This is a genomic window from Citrobacter sp. BIDMC107, from assembly GCF_001037575.1.
GTDB classification, from domain to species: Bacteria; Pseudomonadota; Gammaproteobacteria; order Enterobacterales; family Enterobacteriaceae; genus Citrobacter; species Citrobacter freundii.
The window spans coordinates 4,058,390-4,071,950 of record NZ_KQ089848.1 but is presented as its reverse complement, the minus strand read 5'-3'; the positions used below and the strand labels follow the sequence as shown (position 1 = coordinate 4,071,950).

Sequence of the window (13,561 nt, the reverse complement as noted above, 5' to 3'; positions counted from 1 at the left end):
TCATTTATCTGCCGACAGTCGTAACAGGCGCTCCCATTCGTCACATATGTACTGTCTGGCATCGATTATTTTAATCACGCGGGATACATCGCGATTAACACAATACTGCGCATCTTTCAGCGGTGAAAGAAGATCGCCAGGTTTAACCCGCTCGAAAGATTGCGCCTCAGCGAGCATCTTAAGCGAACCACCACTATCGCAAAGTACAATATAGAGCCTCGCTGCTTTCTTGTGACAGCAAGACTTCTTCACATGCCATTCCATAGCGCACCTTTTGTTAAAAAATTTCACAATAGGTTACACTTCAGCAGATAAACAAAAGGACAATAGCTGCGGAATGACAAAAATGAGAAATGTAATTAATGCTTTCTTAATGTTAATGATGAAGCACTTACCCAATCCGACAACGCACGACGCGAGATTTTAATCCCTCCGGCTTTAAGCTCGGGTGGCAATGTCAACCAACATACCGGTTGCTGAAAGCGTGCCAGCTTATCTTTTACCCACTCTGCCAGATTAGTTTCTCCAGCATTAGCGTCATACTCAACGACCGCCACCGGGCGATGGCCAAATTCTTTGTCTTCTATCGGCACAATAAAGGCCTGCAGAACATGTGGATGTGCGGCAATCACGCGTTCCACCTCTTCCGGCTGTATGCCTTCCCCGCCGCTAAAGAACAGATTGTCCATACGACCGACAATGGTTAACTTGCCGTCCTTCAACACGCCGCGATCGCGGGTTGCAAACCAGCCTTCCGCGTTCACTAAAGGCATAAGCTGTCCGTTACGCCAGTAACCTTGCGCCATGCTGGCGGCTCGTAGCCAAACTTCGTCATTAACGATCCTGACTTCCCGCCCCGGTAAAGCAGAGCCCACATCCGCCAGGCCATCTGCCTCTTTCGCACAAACCGTAGAAGCAAACTCCGTCAATCCGTAACCGCACCAGCAACGAATCCCCTGTTCACGCGCCTGTTCCGTCAACTCAACAGGAATTGCCGCACCGCCCAGCAGCACCGCTTTTAGCGTGACTGGCGTGTTATTAACAAGTAAGCGCCACAGTTGCGTGGGCACCAGTGAAGCGTGAGTGCATCCAGCCAGCATTTGATCCAGCGGCTGTTTGTCGCGCACGGTCATTCGCGCCCCGGCGAACAACCATCGCCACAAAATGCCCTGCCCGGAAACATGAAACAGCGGCAGTGAGAGCAGCCAGTCATCCTCAGCACCAAACGGCATTAATGACAGTACGCCCTGCGCGCTTGCCAGATGCGCCTGACATGTATGCACCGCCGCCTTTGGTAATCCGGTAGAACCTGAGGTTAACGTCATCGTGCTCAAACGCTCGGGCAACCATGCAGCGGCGTGATCGCCTGGCAACAACTTCATCTGTAACGGACTGAGTTCCGGGAGTGCGATAGCAGCCTCCAGATCCAGCGCAAAACGTAGCGTTAAGTCCGGGACCAGCGCATCAAGCAGCGACTGAGGCAACTGTGGGTTCACAGGTAAAACCCGCGCCCCACACTGCAGCAGCGCGAGCCAGGCCAGCAAAGCGCGCGGATGATTCCAGGCGCGAAGCAGGACGCCATCGCCTTCTTCCACGCCCTGAGCGGCAAAACCGCTGGCCAGATGGTCGATGCGCGCGCAGAGCTCGCTCCAGCTTAATGCCTCATCGTTGAGGCGTAAGGCTGGCGCCTTCGCACGAACCTGTCGCCAGTGACGCCACGGCCAGTCACTGGGTTGTATCAGGCCCGATAAGCTCACGCTATCGGGCCTTTCCTGCTGGGTCATAGCAGACGTTCCAGCGCATCAACGTCGATACACGGCAACGCGCTACCGGGCCAGGTGCGTACCTGCTGGCACTGCATCAGGCTCAGGGTATCCAGACCCGGGTTGGTTTGCGGCGTCAACCAGGCGGCAATTCGCGCCAGCTGGGTTAAGCCCAGACTCGACTCGATTGACGAACTGATAACGGCAGTAAGACCAAGCGCATGCGCCGCTGCCACCTGTTCACGGACTTTATCGAGACTGCCGGTCAGCGTAGGTTTGATAACCACAGCCTTGACGCCCTCTTCGGCTTCGAAGGTGAAATCCGCTTCACGCAGACTTTCATCCCAGGCGATGGCAATGCCGGTTTCACGCGCGAAGGCACGAGAATCATCACGGGTTTTGCACGGTTCTTCGAGGAAGGCAATGCGTCCGCGATACTCCGGATTAACGTATTTCGCGAACTGCTGAGCTTTCAACGGCGTCCAGGCCCGGTTGGCGTCAAGTCGCAAATGCAGCTCCGGGATCGCCTCAAGTAACAGATTGGCTACCATGCCGTCGCGAACCGCTTCATACAGACCGACCTTAATCTTCGCCACTTTTTCGCCCGGCATGTCCGCCAGTTGCAGTACCAGATCGTCAGGATCGCCCGTACACAGCGGTGCAGCACGATAGTCTGCGTCCTGTGGCAATACGCCAGCCAGTTCGGCCAGCGCACAGCTTACGCCAAAGGCGACTGAAGGCAGTTGCGGTAAGGAGGCATCCCCTTGCAGCCAGCCTTTCACCCAAGCCAGCAACTCGGTTTGCGCTTCTTCCCAGCTTTCCTGACTGAAGCCCGGCAGCGGGGAGATTTCTCCCCACCCTTCACGCTCACCGTCACGAAGACATACGTATAACCCGTCACGCGTTTTTAACCGCCTGTCGCGCAGAATCACCCCCGCGTCCATGGGGATCTGCCAGCGGTATACCTGCGCGCTACGCATTACGGATTCCGTTTGAATTTGCTGAAATCAGGCTGACGTTTCTGGTTAAAGGCGTTACGGCCTTCCTGACCTTCTTCCGTCATGTAGAACAGCATAGTGGCGTTACCTGCCAGCTCCTGCAGACCTGCCTGACCATCACAGTCGGCGTTCAGTGCAGCTTTCAGGCAGCGCAGCGCCATTGGGCTGTTTTGCAGCATTTCGCGACACCAGCGTACTGTCTCTTTTTCCAGATCCGCCAGCGGAACCACGGTGTTGACCAGCCCCATATCCAGCGCCTGTTTCGCATCGTACTGACGGCACAGGAACCAGATTTCACGCGCCTTTTTCTGACCGACGATACGCGCCATATAGGAAGCGCCCCAACCGCCGTCGAAGGAACCGACTTTCGGACCGGTCTGACCGAAGATGGCGTTTTCAGCCGCAATGGTCAGGTCACACATCATGTGCAGCACATGACCGCCGCCAATGGAGAAACCTGCAACCATCGCTACTACCGGTTTCGGACAGGTACGAATCTGACGCTGGAAGTCCAGTACGTTCAGGTGATGCACACCGGAGTCATCCTGGTATCCGCCGTAGTCGCCACGTACCTTCTGATCGCCGCCTGCACAGAACGCTTTATCGCCCGCACCGGTCAGAATAATCACGCCGATGTTGTCATCATAGCGAGCATCCGCCAGCGCCTGGATCATCTCTTTCACGGTGACCGGACGGAAGGCATTGCGTACCTGCGGACGATTAATGGTGATTTTTGCGATACCGTCGGTGGATTTCTCGTAAAGAATGTCGGTATAGCCTTCAGAGCAATCGTGCCATTCTACCGGTGCGTAAAGCATTGTTTCATCAGGATAGATCATAAAATGTCCTATAGTCAGCGACGCAGAATCTGAGCCAGACAGTCCACTACACCCGCGGGGTTGTCCCGATGCGCGTTGTGTCCGGCATTACGAATCACATGGTTTGGTACTGATATTTCCGCCGCCAGAGCGCGGAATTTATCGTCACGTTCACCACATAAATAATAAAACGGAAATGTGCGCGTCGTGAGTTGCGCACGTAAATCAGGTTGTACGGCAAGCGAGGTGGCCTCCAGCATTGCCGCCAGCGTTTGCCCATTATTCTGGCTACGCAGAGCGACCAGCGCCTCTCTTTGTGCCGTGTTCAGCGAGGAAAAAACGGGCTGTTGATACCAGTCATTAAACACCTCACGTAGCGGCTCTGCGCGAAAACGCGCAGCCCAGCGGCCATCCGAGAGACGACGCTGAACGCGCGCCTCTTCGCCTTGCAAGCCTGGATGTCCACCTTCAACCACCAGACCACAAAGCCCTGGCATCTCCTGACAGGCCGCCATCATCGCGACTCTGCCACCAAGAGAGTATCCCACCAGCCAGTAGTTGAGTATGTTGTAATTAAATAGAGTGTTACGCAGCAAAACGTTTACGTCATCGAATCCGCTCACGCTGATGTCAGCGGAGCCACCGTGTCCCGGCAGATCGATGTATAGCCGCGAATAATCCTGAAACGCTTCGCCGACCATCTGCCATTCCCGACAATCGCCAGAGAAACCGTGCAGGAAAACCAGCCAGGGAAATCCCGTCTGGCCCTCTTTCGCCTGCGCATGCAGGATCATAGATGACTTACCTGCGCCAGCAGTTGCTGCAAGGTTTGCGCCCCGTCAGTTTCATTCACCACCAGCTCAATCACCGTGGCCGCAGGAGTACGCCAGGCGTTAGTCAACGCGCTCTCCAGTTGCTCCCAGTTTTCCGGGCGCTGGTATTTAAGGTTAAACATGGCGGCAGCATGCTCGAAATGTACGTTCTGCGGCATCAGATAGAACCGTTCGCGTTCGCTCGCTGGCGTCGGCAGCAGAGAAAAAATCTGTCCGCCGTTATTGTTGACCACTATCAGGACAAACGGTGCAGAAACCTGGCGCAATAACGCCAGCGCATTCAGGTCATACAATGCAGATAAATCGCCAACAATCGCCAGCGTCGATTTCGCGCTGGCACGCTGTACACCTGCTGCCGTTGACAGCAGGCCGTCAATACCGCTCGCGCCACGGTTGCTATAGACCGGGTAACCAGCCGGAAGCTGCGACAGCGCATCAATCAGGCGTACCACCAGACTGTTACCCACGAACAGCTGCCCCTGCTCCGGCAAGTATTCGCGAATACGGTGGGCTAATTGCGCTTCACCAAACGCCTCACGACGGGCTTCTACCGCCTGCCAGGCCAGTTGTGCCAGGCGAGGGATTTCCACGTACCAGGGCTGACGTTTCTCCGCCGGATGCAGCTCCAGCCAGTCGCCAACTTTCGCCACCAGCCTGCGGCCACAATGGTGAGCCGGATCGAGGCGGCCTTCGATATTATCGACAATCCAGTATTCCTGCGGATCGCAGTTAGCCTGCCATTGCAGGAGTCGTTTTCCGGTCAGGCTGCTACCAAGCTGCACCACAATCTGCGCCTGCTGTAACTCAGCTACCGCTTTCGCATTTCCCAGCCACAGGTCGGCGCACGGCAGCGGTTGTCCGGTTTGCGACAGAACATCACCAATCAGCGGCCAGCCTAACGTCTGCGCCCACTGCGCAACCTTCTTACCTTCTTCAGCGCTCATGCGGCCCGCAATGACTACGCCTCGTTTTTGTCGCCAGAAAAACCAGTCGCGCTGTTTGTCGCTTTCCAGCCGACGCGCTTCTCGCAGCCAGGGTTTATCGTCCTGCCACCAGTCGCCGAGGCGCTGTTGCCAGGCAATCCCCGTTTCGTCCATATCGCCATACAGCGGTTCCGCAAACGGGCAATTGATATGAACCGCCCCGCTATGCAGGGTTGCTAACGCATTATCAATAGTGGACACCAGCCAGCTTGCCGGAATGTCCTGAGTCGGACGCGGTAAAGAGAGCGTTTGCGATGGATGCGAGGCAAACATTCCGGCCTGACGAATCGCCTGGTTCGCGCCACAGTCGATAAGCTCTGGCGGTCGGTCTGCCGTAAGTAAAATTAGTTTTTCACCGGTCAGGCCCGCTTCAATCAACGCGGGATATAAATTCGCCACCGCGGTACCGGACGTCACAATCACGGCGACAGGCTGACGGCTAACTTTTGCCAGACCTAAGGCCAGATGACCAAGACCACGCTCGTCAAAATGGGTGTGGTGGATGAATGCGGGGTTTTCCGCTGCCGCCAGCGTCAACGGTGTAGAACGAGAGCCAGGGGCAATGCAGACATGCCTGACGCCGTGGCGAGTGAGTGCTTCCAGAATGACCGCCGCCCAGCGTCGGTTAAATGCGCTTACTGACATGAGATTGTCCGGTATCAATATTGCGACACAGTATAAAGAATCGAATAAATGGATTTTTGATATGAGTCGGTAATGTGTGACTCATTAGGCTTCCATCTGTAATAAAGTACGTAAACCCGCCGCTTTGTTGTCTATTTCTTGCCATTCCTGCTCAGGATCTGAACCACGTACGATCCCTGCCCCGGCATAAAGGCGCACCACGTTTGCGCTAATTTTCGCCGAACGTAGTGACACGCAAAACTCACTTTGGTGCCGTGAAAGATAACCCGCAGAACCGGCATACCACTCACGTTCAAAGGGTTCATTTTGTTGGATGAATTCACGCGCCAGCTCTCGCGGAATACCGGCGACAGCCGCCGTGGGCTGGAGTTGCATCAGGCAAAGCGTATCGTCGGCCTGATTCAGTTCCGTCCAGATGCAACGGCGCAGGTGCTGCACTTTACGCAGCCTGAGCACCTGTGGCGGCAGCACGTCGAGAGTTTGCGTACAGCCTTGCAGGCGCTGGCAAATATCTTCAACCACCAGCATATTCTCACGCTGGTTTTTATCATCTTTCATTAGCCATTCACCCAACTGCCAGGCCCGATGATCCTCTGGATGATTGGCCACGGTTCCGGCCAGCGCCTCGGTGCGCAGCGCCGTGTCTCGCCGCCGATACAGACGCTCAGGGGAAGAGCCAAGGAAAGCGGAGTCGGCAGAGAATGCCATAAAGAAATGGTAGCAGTTCAGGTTTAAGCGACGGCTGGAAGCCATCACGGCCGCGGCATTAACCGACTGAGAAAACTGTAAGTCGGTCGCCCGTGCCAGCACAACCTTATCGAGGTCTTCTCCTGCGATTGTTTGCGTGGCGAGTTTTATCAGATTTGTCCAGCCAGCTTTATCCGGCCAGTTCTGTTCTCCCGTCAAATTCAAGCGCAATGCAGGAAGCGGTTTTACAGGAGCAAGCGATGAGATAAAGGCAATCGCATGTGCAGCGTCTTCACGTAGCGACACGTCGCTATAGAGATGTAAGCGTAAGCTCGCCACTCCGGCGCAACGTCGCCACTCCAGCCGCGGCAGCAGCAAATTGCCACGCTGTGGCTCAAAGGCATTCAGGCCCCAGATGCGCAGGTCGGGATGACTATCATGCTGGTGTAAAAATTGCTGGGCCGATTCCAGCGAGGAAAATGCGGCGACGGCCCCTAATACGGCGGCCTCTTCGTCGCCGTTACGCTGCTGCCAGTAAAACTGGGGCCAGACGGGTTGACTGGCCAGCCATCCTAAAGCGTCAAACGCATCATTCAGTGGGAAAGGTATATCGTAAATACGAATTCCAGGTGCTGCTGGCATCTCTTGCGATAAATGACGCATCAGACTTTCCAGCGCAGTAGTGATTGAATGCACGCGGACCTCTCCCTGTTAAAAACCTCACATTATACGGGGTACTGAGCAGAAAAAGCAGTACCCCCAGTTAGGGAGTACGTACAAATGCGATGACAGAACGGAATTTATCGCCGTGCTAACAATAATCCCATCACTAAACCGACTGTGGCGCCAACGCCGATCCCGCGCCAGGGTTTTTCGTGCACATAATCATCCGCCCGACAAACAGCTTTTTTCGCACGGTAATAGTAGCTGTCAGAAGCATGGCTGACGCGATTTCTCACCTCTTCTAACGCCCGTTCTGCCCGCGCTTTTAACTCAAGGTATTTTTGATCTGCTGGGTCGCCAGAAGAACGCAGCACCTCTTCCAGCGTTTCACTTAATAATTCCAGATCATCATCGACACGTGATTCATAAGAATGAAAAGACATTATATTCTCCCTTTCTATTGACGTACCCGCTAACTATAGACAACCTGGACTGTTTGCGCCTGTTTACGCCTGATGTGCTTCCCGCGCCATTCCGACGTGTGGAATACCGTCTTCGTCATAGATATCCGTTACCGGAACAAAACCAAAGCGCGCATAGAACGATTGCAGATGCGCCTGCGCGCCCAGATATAACGCCTTGTGTGGCCAGTGTTGCGCGCAGGATGCCAGCGTCTGGGCCATCAGCTGTTGCCCCAGTTTTTCACCGCGCAGCGCTTCGCTTACAATCACCCGACCAATCACCACCGGCTCCAGCTCGTCATCGCTTTTCAGAATCCTCGCATACGCCACCAGCTCATCGTTATGCCAGCCCAGAATATGGCGATTCTCTCCAACCAGGTCATCGCCATCCACATCCTGGTACGGACACTGTTGCTCAACTACAAACACCGCGCATCGCAACTGAAGTAGTGCGTACAGTTGTTGGGTACTCAGCTTTGCATGGTGGAGATCTTGCCAGTGAATCATTGTCTGCCCCTATGTTGTGATAACCTGAACACCCTGCCTTATTGATGGCGAAAAGTGTAACGCGAAGATGGAATTACTATTTTTAGGCACGTCAGCGGGAGTCCCCACTCGCTCACGCAATGTAACGGCAATTTTACTGAATCTGCAACACCCGACTCAGGCGGGGCTGTGGCTTTTTGATTGCGGTGAAGGGACACAGCATCAGATGCTGACCACCCCTTTCAATCCAGGAAAACTCGATCGTATTTTTATCAGCCATCTGCACGGCGATCACCTGTTTGGTTTACCGGGACTACTGTGCAGTCGCTCAATGGCCGGCAATGTCCAGCCTCTGACGCTTTACGGGCCAAAAGGGTTGCGAGAGTTTACCGAAACCGCATTACGTCTGAGCGGCTCCTGGACCGATTATCCGATGGAAATTGTGGAAATCACCGCAGGTGAGATTGTCGATGACGGCCTGCGTAAAGTCACGGCGTACCCGCTGGCGCATCCGCTGGAGTGCTACGGTTTTCGCATTCAAGAGCATGACAAACCCGGTGCGCTTGACGCTAACGCCCTGAAGGCGGCAGGTGTTAAAGCGGGCCCGTGGTTTCAGGATTTGAAAGCCGGGAAAACTATCGTGCTGGAGGATGGACGTAGGATCCACGGCGCCGACTTCCTCGCCCCGGCCACCAGGGGAAAATCAGTCGCTATTTTCGGTGACACAGGACCCTGCGCGTCCGCCATTGAACTGGCTCGAGGTGTAGATGTCATGGTACACGAAACCACGCTGGATGCCTCAATGGAGGAGAAAGCGAACAGTCGCGGGCACAGCTCAACCCGACAAGCAGCACAGCTGGCGCTGGATGCCGGAGTGGGACGCCTGATCATGACCCACGTTAGCTCACGCTATGATGAAAAGGCTGTCAGCGTTTGCTTGAAGAGTGCAAAGCGATTTTTCCAGACACGGAACTGGCACACGATTTCGCCATTTTCAGCGTTTAACGCTTTATTTTTCCGCCTCAGTGCCGATAACAGTGGAAAGGCTGGCTTTCACACTGAGGACAGGATGAACAATTTCCAGAAAGATATTGATGACAGGACAAACCTAACCCTGTCTAACCGTTTTGAACTGCTGCTATTTCGCCTCGGCAAATCTGTTGAGGAGCAGAAATCAGAGCTATTTGGCATCAACGTATTCAAGCTGCGTGAAATCGTGCCGATGCCGACCTTTACGCGTCCGGCTGGTATGAAGGCCCCGCTGCTGGGTATGGTTAATATTCGCGATCAGGTGATCCCGGTGATTGACCTGCCCGCCGTCGCGGGCTGTAAACCAGAGACCGGACTCAACATCCTGTTAATCACAGAATATGCCCGCAGCGTCCAGGCATTTGCGGTGGAGTCAGTGGAAAACATTATGCGCCTGGACTGGCAACAGGTGCATACCGCCGAGAAAGCCGTCAATGGTCGCTATATCACCAGTATCGCTTGCCTGGACGACAACAAAGAGACCAACAACCTGGCGCTGGTGCTCGACGTTGAGCAGATCTTGTACGACATAGTACCGGCGAACCACGACCTGCGTGCAACCGATCTGAAAACCAATAAATTCAACATCACGCCAGGTGCGGTGGCGATTGTGGCAGATGATTCAAAAGTGGCCCGCGCAATGCTGGAAAAAGGGCTTAACGCCATGGAAATCCCGCATCTGATGCATGTAACGGGCCAGGATGCGTGGGAAAAAATACAGCAGCTTTCCGCAGAAGCGCTGGCGGAGGGCAAGCCTATTAGCGAGAAGATCGCCCTGGTACTCACCGATCTCGAAATGCCGGAGATGGACGGTTTTACGCTTACCCGCAAAATAAAAACCGACGAACGCCTGAAGAAGATCCCGGTCGTTATCCACTCTTCGCTTTCCGGTAGCGCGAACGAAGATCACGTTCGCCGAGTAAAAGCGGATGGCTACGTGGCCAAATTCGAAGTCAATGAGCTTTCTTCAGTGATCCAGGAAGTGATGGATCGCACAGCAAAAGGCATCAGCGGTCCGCTGGTAAGCCGTCAGCTATTAAACTGGCCCGTATTTCACGCATAAAAAAACCCGCCGAGGCGGGTTTTTTCGTTACTGCATGTAGCCTTACATCAGCGGAGTCGCTAACTGCACAATGCTGATCAGCGGTTGCGGGTAAATACCCAGCACCAGTACCAGCAGTGCAGAAATCAGCACTACGATACCGCCCGCGCTGTACTGCCAGTTAGACGGCGCATCGCGGTTCAGCTGTTGCGGTGCGCTCAGGTACAGGCTCACGGCAACACGCAGGTAGTAGTACAAACCAATCGCCGAACCGACCACCACAGCGGCAACCAGCCACCACAGGTTAGCCTGCACACCGACTGCCAGTACGTAGAACTTACCGATAAAGCCCAGCGTCATCGGGATACCGGCCAGAGACAGCATCATTACCGTCATCACTGCCGCGAGGATCGGACGATGCCAGAACAGACCACGGTAGGAGAACAGGGAGTCCGCATCCGGGCCACGGTACGGGCTGGACATCAGGCTGACCACACCGAACGCGCCGAGGCTGCTGAACAGGTAACCGGCCAGGTAAACGCCAACCGCTTCCATCGACATCTCACCGCTCTGCAGAGCAATCAGCGCCACCAGCAGGTAGCCGAGATGAGAGATAGAAGAGTAACCGAGCAGACGTTTAATATTGGTCTGGCTCAGCGCCATCAGGTTACCGAAGATGATGGAAGCAAAGGCAATCACGCCCAGTACGATACGTACCGCTTCGCTATCCCCTACCGGTGCGTACAGGAACAGACGCATCACCACGCCGAAGATAGCGATTTTGCTCGCCGTCGCCAGGAAGGTGGAAACCGGAGCCGGAGCGCCCTGGTAAACGTCTGGCGTCCACAGGTGGAACGGAACCAGCGAAAGTTTAAAGCCGAGGCCAACAATCATCAGACCGAAGCCCGCCAGCAGCAGCGGTTCGTGCAGCATGCCGTCGCCGAGGCTCTTACCGAGCGCAACAAACGACAGATTGCCAGACTGCGCGTACACCAGCGCCATACCGAACAGCAGGAAGGAAGACGCTGCGGCAGACAGAATGGTGTATTTGATACTGGCTTCCAGCGAACGTTTCTGACGGAACGCATAGCCAACCAGACCAAACAGCGGCAGAGAGATCAGCTCAATACCAAGGAACAGCGCCGCCAGATGGTTAGCGTTAGCCAGCAGAATACCGCCGAGTGCGGCAATCAGCACCAAAAGGTAGAACTCTTCCCGGTTGTCGTCGTAGCCTTCCAGCCACGGGTAAGCAAAGGTACAGGTGGCAAGACTGGCCAGCAGCACCAGTCCGGTGTAGAGCATGGCGAAACCGTCAACCCGCATCAGCGGGGTAACGTCCATGGCGCCCGCCTGGCCAACAAACCAGAGCGAAACCAGCGCGGCGTTAAGCCCAATGACCGATAACGTGGCATTGAGGAAGTGATTGCGTCGCCACGCAATGGAGAGCATCACAACCACCACCGTCAAGCCGACGATCAGCAGCGGTAGCAGCGCAATCAGGTGTTGTGGAGTTATTGTCATGGCGATTTACGGCCTTGTAGTAGTAACGGAATTAACAAACCACTGCTGGATGTTGCTCATCGCAGAATGCGAGGTATCCAGAATCGGCTGCGGATAGAAGCCAAGCAGTACCAGAAGCACGACCAGCAACAGGATGATAAACAGCTCACGCAGCGACATCCCTGGCAGTTCAACACTGGCAATCTGGCTCTTCGCTTTACCGAAGTAAGCGCGATGCAACATCGCCAGCGAGTAAACAGAGGCAAACACCAGACCAAAGGTCGAGATCACGGTAATGACCGGAACCACCTGGTAGCTGCCGAACAGAATCATAAATTCGCCAACGAAGTTACCTGTACCCGGCATACCCAGCGTACACACGGCGAAGAACATTGACAGCGCAGGCAACCATTTCATTTTGCCCCACAGGCCGCCCATCATACGCATATCACGCGTGTGCAGACGTTCGTACAGCTGACCACACAGAATGAACAGACCGGCTGCGGACAGACCGTGCGCGATCATCTGAATAACCGCACCCTGGTAAGCCAACTGGCTGCCGGTGTAGATAGCAATCAGTACGAAGCCCATGTGCGATACGGAGGTGTAAGCAATCAGGCGTTTGATATCGTACTGATTAAAGGCCATCCACGCGCCGTAGAAGATACCGATAACACCCAGCCACATTGCGATAGGTGCAAACTCCGCCGACGCGTTCGGGAACAGCGGCAGGGAGAAGCGCAGCAGACCGTAAGCCGCGGTTTTCAGCAAGATCCCTGCCAGGTCAACGGAACCTGCCGTCGGCGCCTGAGAGTGTGCATCCGGCAACCAGCCGTGCAGCGGAACCACCGGCATTTTCACCGCGAAGGCGATGAAGAAGCCCAGCATCAGCAGATATTCCACACCGTGGGACATCGGGGTATTCAGCAACTCTTCATAGTTGAAGGTCCACACACCGGTCGCTTTATAGTGCACAAACACCAGCGCCAGGATGGCAATCAACATCACCAGACCACTCGCCTGGGTATAAATGAAGAACTTGGTCGCCGCCGTGATACGCGTTTTACCGTCAGAGGCTTTATGCCCCCACAACGCGATCAGGAAGTACATCGGCACCAGCATCATTTCCCAGAAGAAGAAGAACAGGAACATGTCGATGGCAAGGAACACGCCGATCACGCCGCCTAAGATCCACATCAGGTTCAGATGGAAGAAGCCCTGGTATTTTTCGATTTCATTCCAGGAGCAAAGTACCGCCAGAACACCGAGCAGACCGGTCAGCACTACCATCAGCAGCGACAGACCGTCGATAGCCAGATGAATAGAGATGCCAAAACGTGGGATCCACGGCAGGACAAACTCAGACTGCCACTGCGGAATGCCAGCGGATTGCGTCAGTGAATAGCCGCCCTGCAACCACAGTTGCAGGCCAAGCGCCAGCGTCAATCCCATGGTAATCAGCGCGATCCAGCGCGGCACCTTCACGCCAAAGCGTTCGGTCTGCCAGCACAGGAAGCCACCAATAAAGGGAATTAATATTAGCCAGGGTAGTAACATGGCGATCTTTATTCCTTGTTAAAGTCCCATCAGGACCTGATTTTCAACGAATTCTCAAACAGAAAATTCACTTCGGATTGCGGCTTTTTTTGCCCG

Annotated in this window: 12 protein-coding genes and 1 pseudogene; 2 read left to right on the top strand and 11 right to left on the bottom strand. The window is 54.8% G+C overall.

Translation table 11 applies throughout. The features are described from left to right. The 9 genes from pmrD to SK39_RS18850 all read right to left on the bottom strand — a co-directional run bounded on the left by pmrD (nucleotide 1) and on the right by SK39_RS18850 (nucleotide 8,358). Nucleotides 1–264: a signal transduction protein PmrD gene (gene pmrD, locus SK39_RS18890; protein ID WP_032936581.1), complete on the bottom strand. Its 264-nt coding sequence runs from the start codon at nucleotides 262–264 to the stop codon at nucleotides 1–3. 95 nt (nucleotides 265–359) lie between these two features. After that, a complete protein-coding gene (gene menE, locus SK39_RS18885; RefSeq protein WP_048217310.1) occupies nucleotides 360–1,784 on the bottom strand; it encodes an o-succinylbenzoate--CoA ligase in 1,425 nt (474 codons plus the stop codon). Then, nucleotides 1,781–2,743 carry an o-succinylbenzoate synthase gene (menC, locus tag SK39_RS18880; RefSeq protein ID WP_048217309.1) on the bottom strand — a complete coding sequence of 321 codons (963 nt, stop codon included), beginning with the start codon at nucleotides 2,741–2,743 and terminating at the stop codon, nucleotides 1,781–1,783. The genes menE and menC overlap by 4 nt, the downstream gene beginning before the upstream one ends. Further along, nucleotides 2,743–3,600, bottom strand: coding sequence for a 1,4-dihydroxy-2-naphthoyl-CoA synthase (menB, locus tag SK39_RS18875; protein ID WP_003027671.1), 858 nt, complete (start codon nucleotides 3,598–3,600; stop codon nucleotides 2,743–2,745). The genes menC and menB overlap by 1 nt, the downstream gene beginning before the upstream one ends. 14 nt (nucleotides 3,601–3,614) lie before the next feature. Continuing rightward, nucleotides 3,615–4,373, bottom strand: a complete 759-nt coding sequence (menH, locus tag SK39_RS18870; protein WP_048217308.1) for a 2-succinyl-6-hydroxy-2,4-cyclohexadiene-1-carboxylate synthase — start codon at nucleotides 4,371–4,373, stop codon at nucleotides 3,615–3,617. After that, nucleotides 4,370–6,040: a 2-succinyl-5-enolpyruvyl-6-hydroxy-3-cyclohexene-1-carboxylic-acid synthase gene (gene menD, locus SK39_RS18865; protein WP_032936577.1), complete on the bottom strand. Its 1,671-nt coding sequence runs from the start codon at nucleotides 6,038–6,040 to the stop codon at nucleotides 4,370–4,372. The genes menH and menD overlap by 4 nt, the downstream gene beginning before the upstream one ends. Before the next feature lie 84 nt (nucleotides 6,041–6,124). Beyond that, nucleotides 6,125–7,423: an isochorismate synthase MenF gene (gene menF / locus SK39_RS18860; protein WP_048217307.1), complete on the bottom strand. Its 1,299-nt coding sequence runs from the start codon at nucleotides 7,421–7,423 to the stop codon at nucleotides 6,125–6,127. A 104-nt stretch (nucleotides 7,424–7,527) separates the two neighbouring features. Then, entirely contained in the window at nucleotides 7,528–7,833 is a 306-nt protein-coding gene (gene elaB, locus SK39_RS18855; RefSeq protein WP_032936574.1) for a stress response protein ElaB, read from the bottom strand. A gap of 63 nt (nucleotides 7,834–7,896) precedes the next feature. Continuing rightward, nucleotides 7,897–8,358, bottom strand: coding sequence for a GNAT family N-acetyltransferase (locus SK39_RS18850; protein ID WP_003027684.1), 462 nt, complete (start codon nucleotides 8,356–8,358; stop codon nucleotides 7,897–7,899). A 67-nt stretch (nucleotides 8,359–8,425) separates the two neighbouring features. Between SK39_RS18850 and rbn the strand changes: the two are divergent. Further along, a pseudogene (gene rbn / locus SK39_RS26215) lies at nucleotides 8,426–9,342 on the top strand (ribonuclease BN). Nucleotides 9,343–9,406: 64 nt separating this feature from the next. Continuing rightward, a complete protein-coding gene (locus SK39_RS18845; RefSeq protein ID WP_048217427.1) occupies nucleotides 9,407–10,429 on the top strand; it encodes a chemotaxis protein in 1,023 nt (340 codons plus the stop codon). Nucleotides 10,430–10,471: 42 nt separating this feature from the next. On the opposite strand, the gene nuoN is transcribed toward SK39_RS18845, so the two are convergent. Both nuoN and nuoM read right to left on the bottom strand, forming a co-directional pair. After that, complete coding sequence (gene nuoN / locus SK39_RS18840; protein ID WP_003027689.1) at nucleotides 10,472–11,929, bottom strand: NADH-quinone oxidoreductase subunit NuoN; 1,458 nt, start codon at nucleotides 11,927–11,929, stop codon at nucleotides 10,472–10,474. 6 nt (nucleotides 11,930–11,935) lie between these two features. Beyond that, on the bottom strand, nucleotides 11,936–13,465 hold the full coding sequence (gene nuoM / locus SK39_RS18835; protein WP_003027692.1) for an NADH-quinone oxidoreductase subunit M: 1,530 nt from the start codon (nucleotides 13,463–13,465) through the stop codon (nucleotides 11,936–11,938). Nucleotides 13,466–13,561 lie beyond the last annotated feature (96 nt).

Coding starts and splice junctions, on each gene's coding strand:
- menC (WP_048217309.1), bottom strand. CDS start 2,743: ATGCGTAGCGCGCAGGTATACCGCTGGCAGATCCCCATGGACGCGGGG.
- elaB (WP_032936574.1), bottom strand. CDS start 7,833: ATGTCTTTTCATTCTTATGAATCACGTGTCGATGATGATCTGGAATTA.
- SK39_RS18845 (WP_048217427.1), top strand. CDS start 9,407: ATGAACAATTTCCAGAAAGATATTGATGACAGGACAAACCTAACCCTG.
- nuoM (WP_003027692.1), bottom strand. CDS start 13,465: ATGTTACTACCCTGGCTAATATTAATTCCCTTTATTGGTGGCTTCCTG.
- nuoN (WP_003027689.1), bottom strand. CDS start 11,929: ATGACAATAACTCCACAACACCTGATTGCGCTGCTACCGCTGCTGATC.
- SK39_RS18850 (WP_003027684.1), bottom strand. CDS start 8,358: ATGATTCACTGGCAAGATCTCCACCATGCAAAGCTGAGTACCCAACAA.
- menB (WP_003027671.1), bottom strand. CDS start 3,600: ATGATCTATCCTGATGAAACAATGCTTTACGCACCGGTAGAATGGCAC.
- pmrD (WP_032936581.1), bottom strand. CDS start 264: ATGGAATGGCATGTGAAGAAGTCTTGCTGTCACAAGAAAGCAGCGAGG.
- menH (WP_048217308.1), bottom strand. CDS start 4,373: ATGATCCTGCATGCGCAGGCGAAAGAGGGCCAGACGGGATTTCCCTGG.
- menD (WP_032936577.1), bottom strand. CDS start 6,040: ATGTCAGTAAGCGCATTTAACCGACGCTGGGCGGCGGTCATTCTGGAA.
- menE (WP_048217310.1), bottom strand. CDS start 1,784: ATGACCCAGCAGGAAAGGCCCGATAGCGTGAGCTTATCGGGCCTGATA.